Here is a 21369-nt window from a genome sequence, read left to right as displayed (position 1 = left end):
ATTATCCGGAATCCGTTGACAATCCACTCGAATCCGACCTTTCCGGTTCGGGTTTCGGCGCCTTTCGAGTGGCCGGCGGCGCCACCGGGCGAGCCGGGCTGGCCCGCCGGATCGACCTTGCCAGGTCGGTCAGAAGCGCCCGCCCGTCCCTGCCCGCCATCGGGCTGCCCTCGCGGGCATAAAGCGCCAGCGCGATCAGGTGGCCGTTCAACAGCATCCCCCCGCGCCAGTGCCGCGCATCGCCCCCTTCCAGGACCCCGTCGCCGCCGCTGGCGAAATGCACCAGCGTCACGTCCGTGGTCTCGTGGGCGGCGATCACCTCCGCCGGCGCCATCAGCGCGGCGATCTCGCCCGGCGTCGGGCGGGTGGCGCCGGGGGCGTCGGGCATGACCGAGATGGTCATCATCAGCGGCTCGACCCCGTGCCCGCGCAGCCCGCTCAGCGACTCGCAACTGGCCAGCAGGGCAAACCCGCCATCGCGGGCCCGCCGCAGCGTCCGCCGATCGATGCAATAGCCCGCCGGCCCCCGCACGACGACATCGCCCTCGTACATCTGAACCTTGCGCAGCGCGTCACGCGTGGCCGGCTCGCTCCCCGAGGAGAGGAACCCGAGCGCCCCCGGCTCGGCCGCCATGCACCCCGCCAGGGGCAATACCGCCGCAAGCACCACGGCCCGGAGCAACCCCCGGACCGCGCGCCATTCAGATATCCATGTAGACATGGCGTTCGGCCTTGCCCCCGGGATGGGTGACCGCACCCTTGTAGGTCTCGCCCACAAGCTTGGCGTATTTCCACAGCGCGCCCGAGGCATAGATCGTCTCGCGCGGGCCGCCCCACGCCTCTTTCCGCTTGGCAAGCTCGTCCTCCGAAACGTCCACGGAAAGCTCGCCCTCGATGGCGTTGATGGTGATCATGTCGCCGTTCTTCAACAGCGCGATCGGCCCGCCATGCGCCGCCTCCGGCCCCACGTGACCGACACAGAAGCCCCGCGTCGCGCCCGAGAACCGGCCATCGGTGATCAGCGCCACCTTCTTGCCCATGCCCTGCCCGGAAAGGGCGGCGGTGGTGGCCAGCATCTCGCGCATGCCGGGGCCGCCGGCGGGGCCCTCGTTGCGGATGACGATCACCTCGCCTTCCTCGTAGCCGCGGTTCTGCACGGCGGCAAAGGCGTCTTCCTCGCATTCGAACACCCGCGCCGGGCCGGTGAAAACCTGGTTCTCGGCGGCGATCCCCGCCACCTTCACGATGGCGCCCGCGGGGGCAAGATTGCCCTTCAGGCCGACCACGCCTCCGGTCTTGGTGATCGGCTTGTCGATCGGGTAGATCACCCGGCCGTCCGCCTCGCGGTCGATCCGGTCAAGCTCCTCGCCGATGCTCCGCCCGCTGGCGGTCACGCAATCCTCGTGGATGAGGCCGGCCTTGCGCAGCTCCTTCATCACCACCGGGATGCCGCCCGCGTCGAACAGGTCCTTCGCCACGAACTGCCCGCCCGGCTTGAGGTCGACGAAATAGGGCGTGTCGCGGAAGATCTCGCAGACATCGTCGAGGAAGAAGTCGATCCCCGCCTCGTGCGCGATCGCCGGCAGGTGCAGGCCCGCATTGGTCGATCCGCCGGTGCAGGCCACGACCCGCGCGGCGTTCTCGAGGCTCTTCTGCGTCACCACGTCCCGGGCGCGGATGTTCTTTTCCAGCAGGTGCATCACCGCGTGCCCCGACGCTTCGCCATACTGGTCGCGGCTTTCGTAGGGCGCGGGCATCCCCGAGCTGTTCATCAGCGCCAGCCCGATCGCCTCGGAGACGCAGGCCATGGTATTGGCGGTGAACTGACCGCCACAGGCGCCCGCGCTCGGGCAGGCCACGCGCTCCAGCATCGCCAGCGCCTTGTCGGACAACTCCTTGTTCTGGTGCCGGCCCACGGCCTCGAACATGTCCTGTACGGTCAGGTCGCGGCTGCGGAAATCCTCTGGAATATCATCCACCTGCGGCGCCTTGCCCGGCAGGATCGATCCGCCGTAGATGAAGACGCTCGGCACGTTCAGCCGCACCATCGCCATCATCATCCCCGGCAGCGATTTGTCGCAGCCCGCCAGCCCCACCAGCGCGTCATAGCAATGCCCGCGCATGGTCAGCTCGACCGTGTCGGCAATCGCCTCCCGGCTGGCGAGCGACGAGCGCATGCCCTCGTGCCCCATGGCGATCCCGTCGGTGACGGTGATGGTGGTGAACTCGCGCGGCGTGCCGTGGGCTTCCTTCACACCCCCCTTCACCGCCTGCGCCTGCCGGCTCAGCGCGATGTTGCAGGGCGCGGCCTCGTTCCAGCAGGTCGCGACGCCGACCAGGGGCTGGTGAATCTCGTCCTCGGTCATGCCCATGGCATAGTAATAGGACCGGTGCGGCGCGCGGGCGGGGCCCTCGGTCACGTAACGGCTGGGCAGCTTGGTCTTGTCGAACTTCGTCATCTGGGGGCCTCCTGGAGCGTCGTCTCAACGGTCTAGGATAGAGCCGCCCGTGGGGCAAGCCGGTTGTCCCCTCGAGGCGGGGTCGCGGGCCGCGCTGTCGGATGCCTCCGGCGGGGATATTTGGACCAAGAAGAAGCCCTTGGCGCACACCCGGCTTCTTCTGGCCGGAAATATCCCGGGGGAGTCGCGCCCTTGGCGCGGCGGGGGCAGCGCCCCCCTACTCGGCCGCCTTCAGCGCCGCCTGCGCGCAGAAGCACGACGCCGCCACGGCCTTGTCGGCCCGGGCCTGCGCCAGGTCGAGCCGCTGGCGCACCTGCGCGATTTCCACCGTTTCACCCCGCGCCTTCAGGCAGTCGTGCAACCCCTTCAGCGCCCAGACGTTATCCGGGTGCACCGTCGCCCGCGACAATTGCCCGCCAAGCCCCAGGTCCTCGCGGAACACCGCCTCCGCCTCGGCGATCCGCCCCTGCTCCAACAGCAGCGCGCCCAGCGCGTGCCGCGTGGGCTGCATCCAGCCCCAGGGCTCGTCATAAGGCAGGCTGTCATCCAGCGCCACCGACCGGCGCAGCGCCGCGAAGGCCTCGTCGAACCGCCCCTCGCGATAAAGGATCTCGCCCCGCAGCATCTCGGCCCCGATGGCCAGCAGGTCGATCACCTTGTTGTTGTGAATGAGCCGGCTCTCCGGCACCCGCGCCATCGCCGCGTGGTAAAGCTTTTCCTCCGCCAGCGCCGCCTCGACCTCGCCCAGCGCCGCATGCCCCACGCCACGCGCGTAATGCACATGCGCGGCCAGGGTGCAGTAAAGCTCCGGGTCGTCCGGAAGCCGAAGCTGCGTCGCCTCCCGCCACCGCCCGAACCGCACCAGCACATGCGGCTCGAAGCCCAGGTAGGCCTCGAAGTAATCCGCCATCGGCGGGCTTACCATCCGCAGCATCTCCTCCGGCACCGTCTCGAACGCCCCGCGCACCGCCCGCAGCGCCGGTTCGATCTGGCCAAGGAACATCGCGCCGTAGATGACGAAATGGTAATTGTGCAGCCGGTAGCCGGAATAGATGTTGTACGCCCCGCGCTCCCGCCAGAACCGCTCGTCCGCCCGCACCGCCGCCTCGTTCCAGTGCACCACGTTCTGGTAATGCCCGCAGAGCACGTCGATATGCGTGGGCATATGGATCAGGTGGCCCGCATCGGGCACCAGCGTCCGCAGCGCGTCGCCGGCCTTAAGCGCCTTCTCGGGGAAGGGCGACATCTCCTTCAGGTGCACGTAGAGATGCAGGACACCCGGATGCCCCATCGCGCCGGGCAGCGCCATGGCCTTCTCCAGCACCGCCTGCGCCTCCTCTGTCCGGGCGCCGGGGGCGGGCTGACCGCTGGGCAGGTCCCACATCTTCCACGGGGTGATGTTGAGCAGGGCTTCGGCAAAGACGGCGCAGATCTCGAGCTTGTCCGAGTGGTCGCCATGGACCGCCCGCATCGCGTCGGCGAAATCGGTGTTCCAGCCCCGCATCACCTTCGGATCGGCCGGCTCGCCCTGTGGATAGCGCGCCGGCAGCGCCCGGATCAGCGCCGCCTCCCACGCCGTCACCCCGTCCGCCAGCGCAAGCGCCTGCTGCGCAGCGTCATGCCCCGCCGACAGCGCCGCGGCACGCCCGGCCTCGTCGAACAGGTCCCACGGCATGTTGTAATTCGGCCCCGCCGCATACCCCCTGCCCCAATAAGCCATGGCACAGCCCGGATCGGCGGCGATGGCCCTGTCAAAACAGGCGACCGCCTCCTCGTGATTGTACCCGTAGGTCCACAACAGGCCCCGGTCGAACCAGATCTGCGCCTCGTCCGAGCCCGTGGTCACCGGAAAGCTGTGGGCCCCCAAATCGAAATATCCGTCCATGCCGACTCTCCCTGTCCGCGGGCAGGATAGCGAAAGGCCGGCCCCGCGTTGACCCCCTTTTCACCGGGCACCATTGCCCCCGCCCGGCAGGGCCCCTAGCTTGGCCCTCATGCGCTACGACGCCCACGAAACCCTGGCCGCCCCGGCGCGGCCATCGGCCAACCCGTTGCGGCTTGCGGCGGGGGTGGTGCTGGTCGTCCTGTTCTTCCTGCCACTGGCCTTTGCCTATGCCGGGGTCGTGCCGTCGGCGCTGGGATATGACGGCGCGGCCGCGCTGACCGAGGGGCGCACGCCGCTGGCGGTACTGATCCTGCTGTTCCAGTTCACCTTCCTGATCCTCGCGCTCGGGATGGTGCTGCGCCTGGTGCACCAGCGCGGTCTCGCCAGCCTGATCGGCCCGGCGGGCACCGCCACGAACCAGTTCCTGCGCTGCACCCGGTACCTCCTGCCGCTCTACCTGCTGTTGACGGTCATGCCGATGCCGCCGGAATACCAGCTCAGCCCCAACCTCTCGCCCGGCAACTGGGTGCTCTGGCTGCCCCTCGCGCTGGCCTGCGTGCTGATCCAGACCGGCGCCGAGGAGATGGTGTTCCGCGGCTACCTGCAAAGCCAGCTTGCCGCCCGCTTCCGCAGCCCGCTTGTCTGGATCGGCCTGCCCTCGGCGCTGTTCGGCCTGTTCCACTACAGCCCGCTCCTGGCCGGACCCAACGCCTGGGCGCTGATTCTCTGGGCCGGGCTCTTCGGCGTCACCGCCGCCGACCTGACCGCGCGCACCGGCACGCTGGGCCCGGCGCTGGCGCTGCATTTCACCAACAACGTCTTCGCCATTCTGGTCACCGCCCCGGCGGGCAATCTCGACGGTATCGCGCTCTATACCTTCCCCCTCGCGCTCGAAGAGGAAGGCCTCGCCTGGTACGTCCTGCCGATCGAGATCCTCTTCACCCTCTGCGCCTGGCTCACCGCCCGGATCGCCCTGCGCCGCTAGGCCCTGCCGCAAGTCCGATTGCATTCCGCGCGCCCGGCGCTTATTTCAGGCGCCATATGGCCAAGCCGCAAAAGGGCGACCGGATGAACTGGATCACCAATTACGTCAGACCGCGGATCAACTCGATCTTCTCGCGGCGGGAAATCCCCGAGAACCTGTGGTCGAAATGCGATGAATGCGGCACCATGCTGTTTCACCGCGAACTGAGCCAGAACCTCAACGTCTGCACCAATTGCGGCCACCACATGCCGATCACGCCGCGCGCCCGCTTCACGGCGCTGTTCGACGGCGGCACCTTTTCCGAGGTCGACGTGCCGCTTCCCACCGCCGACCCGCTGCATTTCCGCGACCAGAAGAAATACCCCGAACGCATGCGCGCCGCCCAGAAGACCACGGGCGAGAAAGAGGCGATGCTGGTCGCCCGGGGCGAGATCGGGCGCACGCCCATCGTGGCGGCGGCCCAGGATTTCACCTTCATGGGCGGCTCCATGGGCATGTATGTCGGCAACGCCATCATCGCCGCGGCGCAGGAGGCGGTAAAGCTCAAGCGCCCGCTGATCCTGTTCTCGGCCGCGGGCGGGGCGCGGATGCAGGAAGGCATCCTCAGCCTCATGCAGATGCCCCGCACCACCGTCGCCGTGCAGATGCTGCGCGAGGCAGGGCTGCCCTATATCGTCGTGCTGACCCACCCGACCACCGGCGGCGTCACTGCCTCCTACGCGATGCTGGGCGACGTGCATATCGCCGAGCCCAACGCGCTCATCTGCTTCGCCGGGCCGCGGGTCATCGAACAGACCATCCGCGAGAAGCTGCCCGAAGGCTTCCAGCGGGCCGAGTACCTGCTCGACCACGGCATGCTCGACCGTGTCACCCCGCGCACCGCCATGCGCGAGGAGTTGATCACCATCACCCGGATGCTGCTCGGCCTGCCGCCCGCGGTGAAGGGCGACCTGCCCGCGCCCGCCCCCGAACCGGACACCGCCGAGGCAATGCCGCCCTCGCCGCCCCCGGTCGAGCCGCCCGAGAACCCCAAGCCGGCACCCAAGGCCGACAAGAAGAAATCCGACAAGGAATGAGCGGCGCCTCCTCCGACGTCATCCTCGACCGGATGATGTCGCTGCACCCCAAGATCATCGACCTCACGCTCGACCGTGTCTGGCGCCTGCTCGACCAACTGGGCAACCCCCAGGACGCGCTTCCGCCGGTCATTCATATCGCCGGAACCAACGGCAAGGGTTCGACGCTGGCAATGATCCGCGCCGGGCTCGAAGGCGCGGGCAAACGCGTCCACGCCTACACATCGCCGCATCTCGCCCGGTTTCACGAACGCATATACCTCGCCGGGTCGCTGATTTCCGAGCCCGACCTCACGGCGGTGCTCGACGAATGCTATGCCGCCAATGGCAGCGAGCCGATCACCTATTTCGAGATCACCACCTGCGCCGCCTTGCTGGCCATGTCACGCACGCCCGCCGATTACACCCTGCTCGAGGTGGGCCTCGGCGGGCGGCTCGACGCCACCAACGTCATCGCCCAACCGGCACTGACCGTCATCACGCCCGTCTCGATCGACCACGAATCCTTCCTCGGCGACACGCTCCCCAAGATCGCCGCCGAAAAGGCCGGCATCCTCAAGCGCCGCGTGCCTTGTGTTGTCGGCCCGCAGGCCGAGCCGGCGATGGAGGTGATCGAGGATACGGCCATGCGTCTCGGCGCCCCCCTCATGGCCCATGGCCAGCACTGGCACGTTACCACCGAACGCGGGCGCCTTGTGTTCCAGGATGAAACCGGCCTGCGCGACCTGCCCCTGCCCAACCTCCCCGGCGCCCACCAGATCGAGAATGCCGGCGCCGCGCTCATGGCCCTCCGCCACCTTCAGGCCGGCGATGCCGCGCTCGAGGCGGCGGTCACCCAGGCCCGCTGGCCCGCCCGGATGCAACGCCTCACCCACGGCCCGCTGGTCGACGCCGCCCCCGAGGCCGAGCTCTGGCTCGACGGCGGCCACAACCCCGCGGCGGGCGAGGCGCTCGGGCGCTACCTCGCCAGCCTGCCCGACCGGCCGATGCATCTTGTCTGCGGGATGATGAACACCAAGGACGTGAAGGGCTACATGCGCCCGCTCGCGGCCCATGCCGCCAGCCTCACGGCGCTGTCGATCCCCGACGAACCCAATACGCTCTCGGCCGAGGACACCGCCGCCGACGCCCGGGCCGTGGGAATGGAGGCCGGCATCGCCGACAGCGCACTCGAGGCCATCCGCGCCATCGTGGCCGAAGATCCCCACGCCCGCATCCTGATCTGCGGCTCGCTCTACCTCGCCGGCTCGATCCTGCGCGAAAACGGTTGAGTTACGCGCCCGGAATTCTCGAAAATTCCGGATAAGAAAATACGCATTTTCTTACCCGTTTTCCGCGCGGAAAACGCCTCACCCCGCCTCGGCCAACAGTGCCTTCAGCCCCGTCCGGTAATCCGGATACTTCAGCTCAACGCCCAGCTCTTCCCGTATCCGCCGGTTATCCACCTTCTTCGACTCGGCATAGAAGGACCGCGCCATCGGGCTCATATCCGCCTCCTCGAACGGCACCTCCGGCGGCACTGGCAGCCCCAGAAGCTCGGCGGCATAGGCGATCACGTCCTGCGGCGGCGCCGGGTCATTGTCGCAGACGTTGTAGGCCGCACCGGGGTTCGGCCGGTTGATCGACGCCTCCAGAACCTGAGCGACATCCTCCACGTGGGTCCGGCTGAACACCTGGCCTTCCTTGATGATCCGCCTTGCCGTGCCCTTGCGCACCTTCTCGAACGGCCCCCGCCCCGGCCCGTAAATCCCCGCCAGCCGGAAGATGTGCAGCGGCAGCCCGTCGATGTCGCGCCATTGCGTCTCGGCCATCACCCTGAGCTTGCCACGCTTGGTGGCGGGGGTCAGCGGCGCGCTTTCATCCACCCACTCGCCCTCGTGATCGCCATAAACGCCGGTGGTCGACAGGTACCCGGCCCATTCCAGCCGCGGCGCCATCTCCCGGATCTGCGGCTCCAGCTTCGCCAGCACCGGGTCGCCCTCCTCGTCCGGCCCGGCGGACACGAGCATATGCGTGGCCGCCTCGAACGCCTCCGTCAGGTCGCCATCCGGCCACATCACCGGGATCACACCGTCTTCCCGCAACGCGTCCGCCTTCTCGGGTTTCCGCGTCGTCCCGTAAATCACCCAGCCCTGCGGCAACAGCCGCTTCGCCAGCGCCTGCGCCGAATAGCCATGCCCGAAGGAGATCAGTGTCTTGCCCATCCGCCCGACCTAGCCACCCGCCGCCGGCTCTTCAACACGCAACACCCGCGAGGCCACCCAGGCATAGCCGTTCTCGCACAGGATGAAGGTCTCGCGCAGCCCGTGCGGCCTGTCCGACGGCGCCTGCAACACATGGGCCCCGAACCGCTCCGCCCTTTCCGCCGCCTCGTCCGGATCATTGTCATAAAGCCGGATTTCTATCCCGGCCCCGCGCGGCGGCGCCTCGGGCAACAACCCCAGCAGCGGGTTCTGCGAATAGGTGTGATCGCCATGCAGCTGGAACACCTGGCCACCGTACGCCATGATCGCGAAATCCCGGCTCACCCGGTGGCTTGCCATCCCGAACACCGCTTCCAGGAACCGCACCTCCGCCGCCACGTCCCGCACGAGGATGTTCAGTCCCAGCCCTTTCAGCGACGCGCCGAACTCCGCCGGGCTGACCGTTTCGAAATCCATCTCCCCCTCCGAGACTGCCGCAATGCCGGCGCAGGTTGATCCGCCCGCCCCCGCGTGTCAACTTGAGCGGCAAAAGTTGAATGTGACGGGAACAATCCGATGGCGCTGACAGACCTTTCCGGCGGGATCCACACCCCCGACCTGCCCGCTGCCGAGGATTTCCGCGACGCGGGCCAGGCCGTCGACCGGCTGATCGAGCTCTACGACACCGCCGCCGCCTTCCTGTGCGACGCCTTCTCCGACGCGGTCATCAACGGCGCACCGGCCCACCGCATCCGCGCCTATTACCCGGAAATCCGCCTTACCACGACCAGCTTCGCCAAGATCGACAGCCGCCTCAGCTTCGGCCACGTGGCTGAACCCGGCACCAACGCCACCACCGTCACCCGGCCGCGGATGTTCCGCAATTACTTGCTGCAACAGCTCAAGCTGGTGATGGACAACCACGACGTGCCCGTCACCATCGGCGTTTCCGACACGCCTATGCCGGTGCATTTCGCTGTGGCCAACGATGCCGGGCTGACCGTGCCGCAGGAAGGCGCGATGGATTTCACCCTGCGCGACTATTTCGACGTGCCGGACCTCACGACCACAAATGACGACATCGTCAACGGCACGTTCCAGCCCGGCCCCGACGGCGCCGGCGCGCTCGCACCCTTCACGGCGCAGCGGGTCGACTACTCCCTCGCCCGGCTCTCGCATTACACCGCCACCGCGCCAGAGCATTTCCAGAACCACGTGCTGTTTACCAACTACCAGTTCTACGTTTCGGAGTTCGAGGCCTATGCCCGCCGCGTGCTGGCCGACCCCGACAGCGGCTACGAAAGCTTCGTCGGCCCCGGCAACGCCACCATCACCGAACCCGACGCGCCGCTCGACCTGCCGTTGAAACTGCCGCAGATGCCGACCTATCACCTGACCCGGCCCGGCGCGGCGGGTATCACGCTGGTCAATATCGGCGTCGGCCCCTCCAACGCCAAGACGGCGACCGATCATATCGCCGTGCTGCGCCCACATGCCTGGATCATGGTGGGCCATTGCGCCGGCCTCCGGAACACCCAGAGCCTTGGCGACTTCGTCCTCGCCCATGCCTACCTGCGCGAGGATGGCGTGCTCGATGCCGACCTGCCGGCCTGGGTGCCGATCCCGGCGCTGGCGGAAATCCAGATCGCGCTGGAAGAGGCCGTCGCCGTCGAAACCCGGCTCAAGGGGTACGACCTCAAGCGGATCATGCGCACCGGCACGGTGGCCAGCTTCGACAACCGCAACTGGGAACTCCGCGACCAGTCCGGGCCCGTGCAGCGCCTGTCGCAATCCCGCGCCATCGCGCTCGACATGGAAAGCGCCACCATCGCCGCCAACGGCTTCCGCTTCCGGGTGCCCTATGGCACGCTGCTCTGCGTGAGCGACAAGCCGCTCCACGGCGAATTGAAGCTTCCCGGCATGGCCAGCGACTTCTACAAGACTCAGGTCGCACGGCACCTGATGATCGGAATCCGCGCAATGGAAACCTTGAGGGAAATGCCCCTGGAACGCATCCACAGCCGCAAATTGCGCAGTTTCGACGAGACTGCCTTCCTCTGAGGCGGAAAAATCACCACAAAATCCGCGAAAAACCCTTCTTTTCTTACACTATTCGTTGTGTTCGCTCTCAAGATACAGTTAAATCACCCCACGAGGCCCATAGGAACGGGCAGTTGAAGGAGACCAGAAAAATGGCAAAACCGATGACGAAAACGCAGTTGGTTGCAGCCCTCGCAGACGAGATGGGCGGCGACAAGAAAACCGCAAGCGCGGCACTGGATGCGGTTGTCAACGTGATCACCCGCGAAGTGTCGGGCGGTGGCGCGGTCACCCTGCCCGGCGTCGGCAAGATCTACTGCCGCGAACGCCCGGCGCGGACCGTGCGCAACCCCGCCACCGGCGAACAGATCCAGAAGCCGGCGGACAAGGTCGTGAAAATGACCATCGCCAAGGCTCTCAAGGACAGCGTGAACGACTGACCTTGTAATCGGCACGAGTTTCGGAAAGGGTCGCCCCCGCAAGGGGCGGCCCTTTTCTGTTGCAGTGTCGGGAGGCGGGACAATCATGGATATCCGGGCAATCGTCATGGGGTTGGCCTTCGCCTTCATGTGGTCCAGCGCCTTCACCTCGGCCAAGTTCATCGTTGTCGCCGCCCCGCCCGTCTCGGCGCTGGCGCTGCGCTTTCTCATCTCGGGGCTGCTGGGCGTGCTGATCGCCCGGATGCTGGGACAAAGCTGGAAACTGACCCCGGCGCAATGGCGGGCCACGATCATCTTCGGCATCTGCCAGAACGCGCTCTATCTCGGGCTGAACTTCGTCGCCATGCAGACGGTCGAGGCCTCGCTTGCCGCCATCATCGCCTCGACCATGCCGCTCATGGTGGGGCTGGCCAGCTGGGCCATCTTCGGCGAGAAGGTCGGCCCGCTCGGGGTGTTCGGCCTCGTCGCCGGCGTAATCGGCGTCGCCATCATCATGGGCTCGCGGCTTCAGGGCGGGGCCGACATGTACGGCGTCGCGCTCTGCATCGCCGGGGTGATCGCCCTTACCTTCGCCACGCTCGCCGTGCGCGGCGCCACCTCGGGTGGTAATTTCCTGATGGTCGTGGGGCTGCAGATGCTGGTGGGCAGCGCGGCGCTCGGCCTCTTCGGCGCCGCCACCGAAACCATCGAGATCGCTTGGTCCTGGCAACTCGTCGCGGCCTTCGCCTATACCACGCTGGTGCCGGGGCTGGCGGCCACGCTTGTCTGGTTCCTGCTGGTCGACCGCATCGGTGCCATCAAGGCGGCGACGTTCCACTTCCTCAACCCGTTCTTCGGCGTCGTCATCGCGGCGGTGATCCTCAGCGAACGGCTGGGAATGTGGGACATCCTCGGCGTGCTGGTGGTCACCGGCGGCATCCTCGCCGTGCAGCTCTCCCGCCAGCGCCAGAAACCGGCCGGGGCGGCGGCACAAACCTGACACCGCCCGGGCCGGCCCCCGGCCTCAGCCGAGGATATCCGGGGCCGCGTGCCCCTCGCCGACCCCGTCGATCAGGATCGCGACACCTTTCGAATGCCCGGTCCTGAGCGGAAGGATCGCCTTGTAGGCAGGCGAGGCGTACCACCCCTGCGCCGCCGCCCGGTCGGGAAACTCGATCACGATCAGGTCGCCGGCCCACGTGCCCTCCAATTCCGTCACCGGGCCGCCATGGATGATGAACCGCCCGCCGAAAGGCGCCAGCGTCTCGTCGATCCCCTCGAGATAGGCCACGATCTCGGGCCCCATCTCGACGTCGTGCAACAGCGCTACGGCATAGGCCTTCGCGGTCCTGTCCTGCCTCGCCATGGCTCACACCTGCTGCCTGTGCGGGCAGGTCGCGCGCAGGGCCAGCTGTTCCAGCCGGGCCAGCACGGCCACGAACGCCGCCTGCCCCAACACGAAGGCCACGCCCAGCGCATTCGGTGTGACCACTCCCGCCAACAGTGCGACACTGGCCACGACCCACAGCACGTTGCCGAGGATCACCAGCATCACCGCCGGCTGGTTGCCCGGCAACCACAGCGCCACCGCGGCCATGTAGGCCGCCACCGGGAACAGGATCACGCCCGCCCAGAACAGAAGCGGCGCGGGCAATGCCAGCAACCCGGCCAGCGGCCCGGCCAGCAAGACAAGCCCCGCGCCCATGCCGACACAGGCGGCGGCATCGAACAGCAGGATCGAGGAAAGGGAGTATCGGGTTTGCAGGGGTGCCATGGGAAAACTCCTTGTCTGGCATTTCACTCATGGCCTGCAATCTGACCATCGCGCTTCACCCCGTCGATTACGCCAAAGGTAATTGGCCCCAGCACCCGCCGCGGTATGATCCCCCCATGACAACCGCAACCGCCCCCTCCCCCGATTTCGGCCCGATGCTCCGCCTCTGGCGCAACCGCCGATCCCTCAGCCAGCTGGCGCTCTCCGCCGACAGCGAGATTTCCCAGCGCCACCTGAGCTTCATCGAATCCGGCCGCAGCCGTCCCAGCCGCGAGATGGTCCTCCGGCTGGCCGAAACCCTGTCGATCCCCCTGCGCGAGCGCAACGCCCTGCTGGTCGCGGCGGGCTTCGCCCCGGCCTATCGCGAACGGCCCGCAGACGACCCCGAAAGCGCGGCGGCGCATCAGGCCGTGCAGCTCATCCTCAAGCACCACGAGCCCTTCCCCGCGCTCGCCATCGACCGGCACTGGACCATGCTCCATGCCAATGCCGGCATCACCGCCCTGCTCGACGGGATCGACCCGGCCCTCCTCGAACCGCCCGTCAACGCCCTTCGCCTCACGCTTCACCCGGGCGGCCTCGCCCCGCGCATCGAGAATTTCCGCGAATGGCGCACGCATGTCTTCCACCGGCTGAACGGCCTGATCGACCAGACGGCCGATCCCGGCCTCGTCACCCTGCTGGAAGAGCTGAAAACCTACCCGGTGCCACCCGGCGCCGCACCCTACCGACCGGGTGACATGATCCATCCCGCCGGCATCGCCATCCCCTTCCGCCTGCGCACGGAAGCCGGGACCCTGTCTTTCCTCAGCACCACCACCGTCTTCGGCACCGCGCTCGACATCGCCCTCTCGGAGTGTGCCATCGAAACCTTCCTGCCCGCCGACGCCCGTACCGCCGCCCGGCTCATGCCCGGCAGCTGACCGCGGCTAGAGCAGCCACAACACCACCGACAGCGTCACGAAGGACGACGCCACCGCCGTCAGCAGCGCGATCGAGGCAATCCCGTCATGCCCGTAAGGCTGCGCCAGGATGATGTAGATGCTGAACATCGGGATCGCCGCCGACAGGATCGCCGCCTGACGGAATTCCTCCGGAAGCGCGAAAAGCCCGGTCATCGAACAGACCGCCACCGCCAGCGCCGCCATCAGCGGATGCAGCACCAGCTTGCCCGCGGCAATGCCGCTCGCCAGCGCCCGGTCGCCCCGCATCGGCAGGCCGTAAAGCGTCCCGCCGATCACCACCAGCGCCAGCGCGCTGGCCGACCCGGCCAGGATCGACAGGAACCGCTCCAGCGGCTCGGGATACGGCAGGCCCGTCACCGACACCACCAGACCCAGCAACAGCCCGATCACGAACGGCCGGCTGAAGAAATCCCTCGCGATCCCGCCCAGCACGCCGGCAATCGTCCGCCCCGGCCGCGGCCGCGCCAGGTCGAGCAGGATCAGCCCCAGCGGGATCAGGATCACGTTCTCCACGAGGAAATTCAGCACCAGCACTTGCCCGGCAATATCCGGCAGCGTCAGCAACAGCGCCGGATATCCCACGAAGGCAGAGTTCGGCACCGCCATCCCCATCACCGCCACCGCCCGCCGCGCCGGCCCGGTGCCCGTCAGCGTCACGGCAATGTATCCCACCAGCATCGTCGCAAGCCCGGCCGCCAGGAACACCACCATGTACCCGGGGTGCAGCACCTCGCCCAGGTCCCGCCCCGCCACCGCGTTGAACAGAAGCGCCGGTAGCGCGATGTTCAGCACGTAGCGCCCCAGCACCTTCATGTCGTCGCTGCTGAACAGCCCGAAGGCGACCGTGCCATAGCCCAGCCCGATCGCCGCAAAGAGCGGGAACGTAATCGAAAGAACCTCGATCACGGGCCGATCTGGCCGCGCTCTCCCCCGGTCTGAGCCCTGTCGAGCAGCAGGTGGTCGAGGATCACGCAAGCCACCATCGCCTCGCCCACCGGCACGGCGCGGATGCCGACACAGGGGTCATGCCGCCCCTTCGTCACCACCTCCGTGGGTGAACCGTCCAGCCGGATCGACCGGCGCGGCGTCAGGATCGACGAGGTCGGCTTCACCGCGAAGCGCACCACGATATCCTGACCGGTGGAAATCCCCCCTAGTATGCCGCCGGAATGGTTCGATGAATACTCCGGCCCGTCCTCTCCCATGAAAATCTCGTCGGCATTGGCCGTGCCCGTCAGCCGGGCCGCCGCCATGCCCTCGCCGATCTCCACGCCCTTCACGGCGTTGATCGACATGCAGGCCGCCGCCAGGTCGGTGTCGAGCTTGCCGTAGATCGGCGCCCCCAGCCCGGCCGGCACGCCCCGCGCGCAGATCTCGATCTCGGCGCCCACCGAGTTCTGGCCCTTGCGGATCTCCTGCAGGTATTTCTCCCAATTCGGCAGCGCCTCCGCGTCGGGCATCCAGAAATCGTTCTGCCCGATGACCTCCCAGTCGAACCGGTCGCGGTCGATCTCCATCTCGCCCATCCGGGTCATGTACCCGGTGATCTGAAGCCCCGGCACCAGCTCTTTCAACGCCGCCCTCGCCAGCCCGCCGGCCGCCACCCGCGCCGCCGTCTCCCGCGCCGAGGACCGCCCGCCGCCGCGGTAATCCCTGACCCCGTATTTCTGGTGATAGGTGATATCCGCATGGCCGGGCCGAAACGTCTGGGCGATCTCGCCGTAATCCTTCGACCTCTGGTCGGTGTTCTCGATCATCAGCTGCACCGGCGTGCCCGTGGTCTTGCCCTCGAACACCCCCGACAGGATCTTCACCGCGTCCGGCTCTTTCCGTTGCGTCGTGTGCTTGCTCTGCCCCGGCCGCCGCTTGTCCAGCCATTGCTGCAGGAACGCCTCGTCCACCGGCACGCCGGGCGGGCAGCCATCCACCGTCGCACCCAGCGCGGGCCCGTGGCTCTCGCCCCAAGTGGTGACCCGAAAGACATGTCCGAACGTGTTGAGGCTCATCGCGCCCTCCTTGCTCCGCCTGAATTAGCCGCGTGCCGCCCCGGCCTCAAGCCCAATCCCCCCGAAGGCCCCCGGCGCGGGGCAACATACCGGGATTTCGCCGCCTCTTCCGGCAGGCGGCAGGCCGATTGAACAGCCCTGTCCAATTAAGACGATTACAACCGACACCGATGTCGCAAACAGGCCTGATCCTGTCGAAAAAATTACAGGCCCGCGCCGATGTCACCCCCATTCTCTCCGGACCCCGGCCAGTTGCCGCGCCCGCCCACGGGCCGAGAATTCGCTGGATCATCATCATGTCTGGGGTAAGGTTGACCCGGGATACGCAACCACAAACACCTCGAAAACCATCACCAACAGGGAGAAGAAAATGACAGAGCATACATCGACGGAGGCTGTTCGCCCCGTTGTCCGCCAGCTCGCGGAAGACGTGAAAGCCGGCAAGCTCGACCGCCGCGAATTTCTCGCGATGGCCACCACCTTCGGCGCCACCTCGGCCGCGGCCTATGGCCTGATCGGCATGGCCGCCCCCACCCCGGCCCATGCCCAGGAAGAGCCCAAGAAGGGCGGCATCCTGCGCGTCGCCAGCCGCGTTCTGGAAATCCAGGACCCGCGCAAGTTCGCCTGGACAGAGCCGGGCAACCTCGTCCGCCAGTTCTGCGAGCCGCTGGTCCGCTGGGACGTCGACTTCAGCTTCAAGCCGATGCTCCTGGAAAGCTGGGAAGTGTCGGATGACGCCACCATGTACACGCTCAACGTCCGCCAGGGCGTGACGTGGAACAACGGTGACACCTTCGATGCCGACGACGTGATCCACAACATCACCCGCTGGTGCGACAAGACGGTCGAGGGCAACTCGATGGCATCGCGCATGTCGCCGCTGATCGACCCCGAGACCAACAAGGTTGCCGACGGCGCGATCGAGCGCGTCGACGACTACACGATCAAGCTGCACCTGCCGCGGCCCGACATTTCGCTCATCGCGGGCATGTCCGATTACCCGGCGCTCGTGGTGCACCGCAGCCATGGGGACGACAGCGACCTGTCGAAATCGCCGATCGGCACCGGCCCGTTCGAATTCGTGTCGATGGAAATCGGCACCGGCGCCGAGGTGAAGCGCCGCGAGAACGGTGAATGGTGGGGCGGCGAGGCCTATCTCGACGGCGTCAAGTTCATCGACTTCGGCACCGACGGCGCGGCCATCGTGGCGGCCTTCGACGGCGGCGAGATCGACATCAACGACGAGACCACCGCCGACTTCATCGACACGCTCGACGGTCTCGGCCTCGTCAAGCAGTCGAAGGCGACCGCCAACACCATCGTCGCCCGGATGCGGGCGGACACCGAGCCCTACACCAGCAAGGAGCTTCGCAACGCCGTGCAGATGGCGGTCGACAACAACATCGCGCTGCAGCTCGGCATCAACGGCGACGGCATCCCGGCCGAGAACCACCATGTTGCGCCCTTCCACCCGGAATATGCCGAGATTCCGAAGAAGGCGCCCGACCCCGCCGCCGCCATCGAGATGGCCAAGGCCGCCGGTCATGGCGAGACCGAGCTCGAGCTCATCTCGATCGACGGCGACTGGCGCACGGTGACCACCGACGCCATCGGCGCGATGCTGCGCGAGGCCGGCTTCAACATCAAGCGCACGGTGATCCCCGGCTCGTCCTTCTGGAACGACTGGACGAAATACCCGTTCTCGACCACCAACTGGGGCCCGCGCCCGCTGGGGGTTCAGGTTCTGGCGCTGGCCTACAAGTCCGGCGAGGCGTGGAACGAATCGGCCCATAGCAACCCCGAGTTCGACTCGACGCTGGAAGAGGCACTGGGCGTCTTCGACGCCGACGAACGCCGCGAGCTGTCCGCCAAGCTGCAGACCATGCTGCAGGATGACGGCGCGATCGTGCAGCCGTACTGGCGCAACCAGACCAAACACCACACCGACGAGGTGAAGAACAACTTCGTCCACCAGTTCCGCGAAATGCACTTCGAGGAAACCTGGCTCGACAGCTGATCCGGCCCTTGGTTGCATGAAGTCTGCCCGGCGGCGCCCCGCGCGCCGCCGGGTTTTTCGTGCCTCCGCCCGCCGATGACGCAGGCGGAACGATTATTCGGATTGATTCGCGAAAAACGAATCACTTCCTGTTGACCGATTCGCAGCGATTCGCCTATACCTTGAAAGACAGCAAACGCGCCCCGGGTCAGCCCCGGACAGCGCCGCGAAACGGGGAGCAAGCCGTGCATCTGACGGCAAGGGGACACGCAGCAGACAGGCCGGCTCATTGCCGCCCCCGCGCTATCCCCGGCATCGCGTCTCCAACCCGAATTTCCCTCCGCGCGGCCCTGGCCGCCCGGGTCTCCTTCGCGTCGAGGGCCTGACCAACAGGCACCGGCGCACCCCAACACCGTGGCAGGAATGATTGAGGGGCCGGTTCAACGGCCTCCTTTCATTTGGCGGCCTGGGGTCTCGGGTTCTGCCGGTTGTCGGCCTTGTTGCCATACATCCGGCTGTCGGCAATCCGCTTCAGCTCGCCATAGCCGGTCGCGTCTTCCGGGCAGCTGGCCGCGCCGGCGGCGGCGGTCATGCAGATTTCCGTCAGCCGCCCCGCCCGCCCGATGAGCGCGTAGGGCACCGATACCCGCGCCTGCAGGCTCGCCAGCAGCTCCGGCACCGCCTCGGCTTCCGTGCCGGGCATCCACAGCGCGAACTCGTCGCCGCCAATGCGCCCCGTCGCCACCCAGCTATGCGGCGGGAATGTCAGCGCCTGTGCCACGTGCTTGAGCACCTTGTCCCCCGCCTCGTGCCCATGCACGTCGTTCACATGCTTGAACTCGTTGAGGTCGAGAAAGATCAGCGCCCCGTGCCGCCCCGGCCGGTCGGCCAGCGCGTGGCGCACCTTCTCCTCGAACGCCCGCACGTTCAAGAGGCCGGTCAGCGGATCGGTCTCGCTCAGCCGCTTAAGCTGCGCCGCCTCCTGCCGCAGCGCGCGCTGCCGCCGCTGGCTGTGATCGATCTGCTGGCGGAACTTCCGCGACGCCGTTTTCAGGTTGATGAACTTTCCGATCAGCGCGCTGGCATTGTCCGCCACCAGCAGGATCAGCCCGTTGCCGCGGCCATCCTGCCCCCGAAGCATCGACCCCTGGAAGATCGTCGGCGTTCCGCCGGAAAACTCGAGCCGCAGGTAGGCCGGCGCACTCGTCCGCGTCAGCCGCGAGAGCCTGCGGCAAAGCTCCGCCTCGGGGGAGAGCAGAACCTCCTGAAGCGGCCGACCGCCCGGCCCGCCGATCAGGGCCTGCGCGCCGGCATTGGCACAGTGAACATGACCCGTCGGGTCGATCACCATCGCCGGCTGTTTCAGGGCAGTGACGACGGTGCTGATCCCGGCAAGGGTCGGATCGCACTCATCTGAAGAACTCAAACCCGTCTCCCGCGTCATCGTCCTGCAGGCTCACCCGAACGCGGCAACCCGGGTGGCCGGTCGCGATCGCCTTCTCGATATTCACCCGCGCATAGCCCCGCGCATCCGACACGATGCGCCCGAACACGTTCGTCGTCATCATGCAGAGCGACGGCCGCCCCTTCACCCGGTCGGCGAAGGGACAGGCGCTGTTGATCAGCACGATCTCGGTCCCGCTTACCGATTCGACCGAGAAATCGCCGCCGATCCGGCTCTTGAGGTCCGAGAGGATCGCGGCCAGCGCCCCTGGCTCCTCCGGAAGCCCGCCCATCGCTTCCGCGTATCGCCGGCTGATCGATGCACCCAGCTCGTCCCCGACCTGCCCGACGAAAGACGACGCCTCGACCAGGCCGATCGTGTCTTCCAGCTCTCCGGCCAGCGTCGTGGCGATGTCCGCGAAAAAGTCCGGTCGGGCAAGCTCGATATCAAGGGATCCGACATCCCCCGTGGTTTGATCCAAAACCATTGCAAGCACCTTTACCAAGTAGAACGATTGACGGCACGGGCCTTCCGCACCGCCGGTGGTTCCCGCAGCATTGGCCCAAATACCTAATTTTGGGTGAACCGATCCCGGCTGATCCGCTAGGCCAGCCCAAAAAAACAACGGGCCGCACGTGGCGGCCCGTCTGCAAATCGTCCGAAAGGCGCCGCTCAGTGCAGCTTGGCCTCCACGTCGGCGATCGACTCGTCGATCAGCTTGTTGGCCTGCGTCGCGGTGATTTCCTTCGCCACCACTTCCTTGGCCACGGCAACCGCCACGGTCACGGCACGGTCGCGCACCTCCTTGACCGCGCTCGCCTCGGCCGAGGCGATCTGGTCTTCGGCGGCCCGGATCCGGCGCTCGATCGACACTTTCAGGTCGGCCTTGGCCTTCTCGGCGGCCTCGGAGGCCTCCTGCTTGGCATGGGCGACGATGCGGTCGGCCTGGCCCTGCACCTCTTTCTGCTTGCGCTCGTAGCTGGCCAGCAGCGTCTGCGCCTCCTCGCGGATGGCGCGCGCCTCGTCCAGCTCCGACTTGATGCCCTCGGCCCGCTTGTCAAGCTGCTTGCCCACAAGGCCGGGCACCTTGAGATAGAGAAGGATGGCGATGAACAGCAGGAACGAGATCAGCACCACGAAATTGGTGTTCGACAGCGAGAAGAACGGGCCCGTCGCGGCCAGTGCGGGGCTGCCGGCGGTCAGCGCGGCGAATGTTGCGATCAGCTTTTTCATCTCGCTTACCCCTTGACCCGCGTTTGCACCGCGTTGGAAATCGTCTTGTCGTCGGCCTTGATGCCAAGCACCGCGACAAGCTCCTTCGCCGTCGCTTCAGCCACGTCCTTGACGCTCTCCATCGCGGAGGCGCGGATCTCGCTGATTTTCTTTTCGCCCTCGGCCGCCTTGGCGGCAATCTCGGCGTCGGCCTTGGCCGTGGCCTCGTCCAGCTCGGCCTTGATGTCGGCCTTGGTGGCGGCGATGATGTTCTGGGCTTCCGCCCGCGCATCGGCCAGCGCCTTGTTATACGCTTCCTCGGCCTCGGAGGCTTTCGCCTTGAGGTCCTCGGCCGCGGCCAGATCGTTGGTGATGGTCCCCTGACGCTCGGCCAGAACCGCGGCGATGCGCGGCAGTGCGAGGCGCGACAGGATGAAGAAGATCACGATCAGCGTGACGACCAGCCAGAAGATCTGGTTGCCCATCCAGTCGGGGCACAACTGCGGCATGCCGACCGCGCCGCCGGTATTGTCGACGCAGGCACTTACAGTTTCATGCGTTTCGCTTGCCATGACGTCCTCCTTGGGAACTTTCCGAATACACCGGGCGGCTGCGCGTGTCGCGCCGCCACCCGGCCGTAAGGATCAGGTTCCGCAGGGTTTAGACGGCAAACATCAGCAGAAGCGCGACGAGGAACGAGAAGATCCCCAGGGCTTCCGAGAACGCGATACCGATGAACATGGTTGCGGTCTGGCCACCGGCCGCCGACGGGTTGCGCAGGGCGCCCGACAGGAAGTTACCCACAACGTGGCCCACACCGACAGCTGCACCGCCCATGCCCGTACAGGCAAGACCGGCACCGATGTAAGCACCCATTTGTACGACGTCGCCTTCCATTTCATGTCTCCTTACGTTGGAATTGGCA

22 protein-coding genes are annotated in these 21369 nt (G+C 67.0%); 8 read left to right on the top strand and 14 right to left on the bottom strand.

Features of this window, described 5'->3' with window-relative positions:
- Nucleotide 1: 1 nt before the first annotated feature.
- From QUV18_RS21020 to QUV18_RS21010, 3 genes are all read right to left on the bottom strand, one after another.
- A complete protein-coding gene (locus QUV18_RS21020; RefSeq protein ID WP_300896090.1) occupies nucleotides 2–721 on the bottom strand; it encodes a hypothetical protein in 720 nt (239 codons plus the stop codon).
- A complete protein-coding gene (gene ilvD, locus QUV18_RS21015; protein ID WP_300896089.1) occupies nucleotides 702–2459 on the bottom strand; it encodes a dihydroxy-acid dehydratase in 1758 nt (585 codons plus the stop codon). The genes QUV18_RS21020 and ilvD overlap by 20 nt, the downstream gene beginning before the upstream one ends.
- A 217-nt stretch (nucleotides 2460–2676) precedes the next feature.
- The gene (locus tag QUV18_RS21010; protein ID WP_300896088.1) at nucleotides 2677–4344 is read right to left on the bottom strand and encodes a tetratricopeptide repeat protein; all 1668 of its coding nucleotides are present in this window, start codon (nucleotides 4342–4344) and stop codon (nucleotides 2677–2679) included.
- 109 nt (nucleotides 4345–4453) lie between these two features.
- Between QUV18_RS21010 and QUV18_RS21005 the strand changes: the two genes are divergently transcribed.
- The 3 genes from QUV18_RS21005 (at nucleotide 4454) to QUV18_RS20995 (ending at nucleotide 7676) form a co-directional block, all read left to right on the top strand.
- Nucleotides 4454–5329 (top strand): type II CAAX endopeptidase family protein, encoded by an 876-nt coding sequence (locus QUV18_RS21005; RefSeq protein WP_300896087.1) that lies wholly within the window; start codon nucleotides 4454–4456, stop codon nucleotides 5327–5329.
- 83 nt (nucleotides 5330–5412) lie between these two features.
- The gene (accD, locus tag QUV18_RS21000) at nucleotides 5413–6405 is read left to right on the top strand and encodes an acetyl-CoA carboxylase, carboxyltransferase subunit beta (RefSeq protein WP_300896226.1); all 993 of its coding nucleotides are present in this window, start codon (nucleotides 5413–5415) and stop codon (nucleotides 6403–6405) included.
- On the top strand, nucleotides 6402–7676 hold the full coding sequence (locus QUV18_RS20995) for a folylpolyglutamate synthase/dihydrofolate synthase family protein (protein ID WP_300896086.1): 1275 nt from the start codon (nucleotides 6402–6404) through the stop codon (nucleotides 7674–7676). Before accD ends, QUV18_RS20995 begins: the two co-directional genes overlap by 4 nt.
- A gap of 78 nt (nucleotides 7677–7754) precedes the next feature.
- Here the strand turns inward: QUV18_RS20995 and QUV18_RS20990 are convergent, their stop codons facing one another.
- The gene (locus QUV18_RS20990; protein ID WP_300896085.1) at nucleotides 7755–8609 is read right to left on the bottom strand and encodes an SDR family oxidoreductase; all 855 of its coding nucleotides are present in this window, start codon (nucleotides 8607–8609) and stop codon (nucleotides 7755–7757) included.
- 9 nt (nucleotides 8610–8618) lie between these two features.
- A complete protein-coding gene (locus QUV18_RS20985) occupies nucleotides 8619–9065 on the bottom strand; it encodes a VOC family protein (protein ID WP_300896084.1) in 447 nt (148 codons plus the stop codon).
- Nucleotides 9066–9164: 99 nt separating this feature from the next.
- Between QUV18_RS20985 and QUV18_RS20980 the strand changes: the two genes are divergently transcribed.
- From QUV18_RS20980 to QUV18_RS20970, 3 genes are all read left to right on the top strand, one after another.
- A complete protein-coding gene (locus QUV18_RS20980; RefSeq protein WP_300896083.1) occupies nucleotides 9165–10649 on the top strand; it encodes an AMP nucleosidase in 1485 nt (494 codons plus the stop codon).
- A 131-nt stretch (nucleotides 10650–10780) separates the two neighbouring features.
- Nucleotides 10781–11068 carry an HU family DNA-binding protein gene (locus tag QUV18_RS20975; RefSeq protein WP_300896081.1) on the top strand — a complete coding sequence of 96 codons (288 nt, stop codon included), beginning with the start codon at nucleotides 10781–10783 and terminating at the stop codon, nucleotides 11066–11068.
- 85 nt (nucleotides 11069–11153) lie between these two features.
- Entirely contained in the window at nucleotides 11154–12047 is an 894-nt protein-coding gene (locus tag QUV18_RS20970; RefSeq protein WP_300896080.1) for a DMT family transporter, read from the top strand.
- A 24-nt stretch (nucleotides 12048–12071) separates the two neighbouring features.
- Here QUV18_RS20970 and QUV18_RS20965 read toward each other — a convergent pair whose 3' ends face one another.
- Together QUV18_RS20965 and QUV18_RS20960 are read right to left on the bottom strand one after the other, a co-directional pair.
- On the bottom strand, nucleotides 12072–12413 hold the full coding sequence (locus QUV18_RS20965; protein WP_300896078.1) for a DUF1330 domain-containing protein: 342 nt from the start codon (nucleotides 12411–12413) through the stop codon (nucleotides 12072–12074).
- Between the two features lie 3 nt (nucleotides 12414–12416).
- Nucleotides 12417–12821 carry a hypothetical protein gene (locus tag QUV18_RS20960; protein ID WP_300896077.1) on the bottom strand — a complete coding sequence of 135 codons (405 nt, stop codon included), beginning with the start codon at nucleotides 12819–12821 and terminating at the stop codon, nucleotides 12417–12419.
- A gap of 116 nt (nucleotides 12822–12937) precedes the next feature.
- Between QUV18_RS20960 and QUV18_RS20955 the strand changes: the two genes are divergently transcribed.
- Complete coding sequence (locus QUV18_RS20955; RefSeq protein ID WP_300896076.1) at nucleotides 12938–13744, top strand: helix-turn-helix transcriptional regulator; 807 nt, start codon at nucleotides 12938–12940, stop codon at nucleotides 13742–13744.
- A gap of 6 nt (nucleotides 13745–13750) precedes the next feature.
- Here QUV18_RS20955 and QUV18_RS20950 read toward each other — a convergent pair whose 3' ends face one another.
- Together QUV18_RS20950 and aroC are read right to left on the bottom strand one after the other, a co-directional pair.
- Nucleotides 13751–14692, bottom strand: coding sequence for an AEC family transporter (locus tag QUV18_RS20950; RefSeq protein WP_300896074.1), 942 nt, complete (start codon nucleotides 14690–14692; stop codon nucleotides 13751–13753).
- Entirely contained in the window at nucleotides 14689–15792 is a 1104-nt protein-coding gene (aroC, locus tag QUV18_RS20945; RefSeq protein WP_300896073.1) for a chorismate synthase, read from the bottom strand. Before aroC ends, QUV18_RS20950 begins: the two co-directional genes overlap by 4 nt.
- A gap of 370 nt (nucleotides 15793–16162) precedes the next feature.
- On the opposite strand from aroC, the gene QUV18_RS20940 reads away from it, so the two are divergent.
- On the top strand, nucleotides 16163–17809 hold the full coding sequence (locus QUV18_RS20940) for an ABC transporter substrate-binding protein (RefSeq protein ID WP_300896072.1): 1647 nt from the start codon (nucleotides 16163–16165) through the stop codon (nucleotides 17807–17809).
- Between the two features lie 433 nt (nucleotides 17810–18242).
- Here QUV18_RS20940 and QUV18_RS20935 read toward each other — a convergent pair whose 3' ends face one another.
- The 5 genes from QUV18_RS20935 to QUV18_RS20915 form a co-directional block, all read right to left on the bottom strand.
- Nucleotides 18243–19214 carry a sensor domain-containing diguanylate cyclase gene (locus QUV18_RS20935; protein WP_300896071.1) on the bottom strand — a complete coding sequence of 324 codons (972 nt, stop codon included), beginning with the start codon at nucleotides 19212–19214 and terminating at the stop codon, nucleotides 18243–18245.
- Nucleotides 19198–19719, bottom strand: coding sequence for a methanogen output domain 1-containing protein (locus tag QUV18_RS20930; RefSeq protein WP_300896069.1), 522 nt, complete (start codon nucleotides 19717–19719; stop codon nucleotides 19198–19200). The genes QUV18_RS20935 and QUV18_RS20930 overlap by 17 nt, the downstream gene beginning before the upstream one ends.
- Nucleotides 19720–19904: 185 nt before the next feature.
- Complete coding sequence (locus QUV18_RS20925; protein ID WP_300896067.1) at nucleotides 19905–20465, bottom strand: F0F1 ATP synthase subunit B; 561 nt, start codon at nucleotides 20463–20465, stop codon at nucleotides 19905–19907.
- A 5-nt stretch (nucleotides 20466–20470) separates the two neighbouring features.
- Nucleotides 20471–21016, bottom strand: coding sequence for a F0F1 ATP synthase subunit B' (locus tag QUV18_RS20920; protein ID WP_300896066.1), 546 nt, complete (start codon nucleotides 21014–21016; stop codon nucleotides 20471–20473).
- Nucleotides 21017–21104: 88 nt separating this feature from the next.
- Nucleotides 21105–21341, bottom strand: coding sequence for a F0F1 ATP synthase subunit C (locus QUV18_RS20915; protein ID WP_085799500.1), 237 nt, complete (start codon nucleotides 21339–21341; stop codon nucleotides 21105–21107).
- Nucleotides 21342–21369: the final 28 nt, after the last annotated feature.

Origin of the sequence: Roseovarius sp., assembly GCF_030373445.1 — a bacterium.
Classification (GTDB): domain Bacteria; phylum Pseudomonadota; class Alphaproteobacteria; order Rhodobacterales; family Rhodobacteraceae; genus Roseovarius.
The sequence above is the reverse complement of the archived record's forward strand: the minus strand, read 5'-3'. Positions and strand labels throughout refer to the sequence as shown.

Excerpts from the sequence above, each read along its gene's own strand:
- QUV18_RS21020 (WP_300896090.1), bottom strand. The coding sequence starts at position 721 with ATGTCTACATGGATATCTGAATGGCGCGCGGTCCGGGGGTTGCTCCGG.
- ilvD (WP_300896089.1), bottom strand. The coding sequence starts at position 2,459 with ATGACGAAGTTCGACAAGACCAAGCTGCCCAGCCGTTACGTGACCGAG.
- QUV18_RS21010 (WP_300896088.1), bottom strand. The coding sequence starts at position 4,344 with ATGGACGGATATTTCGATTTGGGGGCCCACAGCTTTCCGGTGACCACG.
- QUV18_RS21005 (WP_300896087.1), top strand. The coding sequence starts at position 4,454 with ATGCGCTACGACGCCCACGAAACCCTGGCCGCCCCGGCGCGGCCATCG.
- accD (WP_300896226.1), top strand. The coding sequence starts at position 5,413 with ATGAACTGGATCACCAATTACGTCAGACCGCGGATCAACTCGATCTTC.
- QUV18_RS20995 (WP_300896086.1), top strand. The coding sequence starts at position 6,402 with ATGAGCGGCGCCTCCTCCGACGTCATCCTCGACCGGATGATGTCGCTG.
- QUV18_RS20990 (WP_300896085.1), bottom strand. The coding sequence starts at position 8,609 with ATGGGCAAGACACTGATCTCCTTCGGGCATGGCTATTCGGCGCAGGCG.
- QUV18_RS20985 (WP_300896084.1), bottom strand. The coding sequence starts at position 9,065 with ATGGATTTCGAAACGGTCAGCCCGGCGGAGTTCGGCGCGTCGCTGAAA.
- QUV18_RS20980 (WP_300896083.1), top strand. The coding sequence starts at position 9,165 with ATGGCGCTGACAGACCTTTCCGGCGGGATCCACACCCCCGACCTGCCC.
- QUV18_RS20975 (WP_300896081.1), top strand. The coding sequence starts at position 10,781 with ATGGCAAAACCGATGACGAAAACGCAGTTGGTTGCAGCCCTCGCAGAC.
- QUV18_RS20970 (WP_300896080.1), top strand. The coding sequence starts at position 11,154 with ATGGATATCCGGGCAATCGTCATGGGGTTGGCCTTCGCCTTCATGTGG.
- QUV18_RS20965 (WP_300896078.1), bottom strand. The coding sequence starts at position 12,413 with ATGGCGAGGCAGGACAGGACCGCGAAGGCCTATGCCGTAGCGCTGTTG.
- QUV18_RS20960 (WP_300896077.1), bottom strand. The coding sequence starts at position 12,821 with ATGGCACCCCTGCAAACCCGATACTCCCTTTCCTCGATCCTGCTGTTC.
- QUV18_RS20955 (WP_300896076.1), top strand. The coding sequence starts at position 12,938 with ATGACAACCGCAACCGCCCCCTCCCCCGATTTCGGCCCGATGCTCCGC.
- aroC (WP_300896073.1), bottom strand. The coding sequence starts at position 15,792 with ATGAGCCTCAACACGTTCGGACATGTCTTTCGGGTCACCACTTGGGGC.
- QUV18_RS20940 (WP_300896072.1), top strand. The coding sequence starts at position 16,163 with ATGACAGAGCATACATCGACGGAGGCTGTTCGCCCCGTTGTCCGCCAG.
- QUV18_RS20930 (WP_300896069.1), bottom strand. The coding sequence starts at position 19,719 with ATGGTTTTGGATCAAACCACGGGGGATGTCGGATCCCTTGATATCGAG.
- QUV18_RS20925 (WP_300896067.1), bottom strand. The coding sequence starts at position 20,465 with ATGAAAAAGCTGATCGCAACATTCGCCGCGCTGACCGCCGGCAGCCCC.
- QUV18_RS20920 (WP_300896066.1), bottom strand. The coding sequence starts at position 21,016 with ATGGCAAGCGAAACGCATGAAACTGTAAGTGCCTGCGTCGACAATACC.
- QUV18_RS20915 (WP_085799500.1), bottom strand. The coding sequence starts at position 21,341 with ATGGAAGGCGACGTCGTACAAATGGGTGCTTACATCGGTGCCGGTCTT.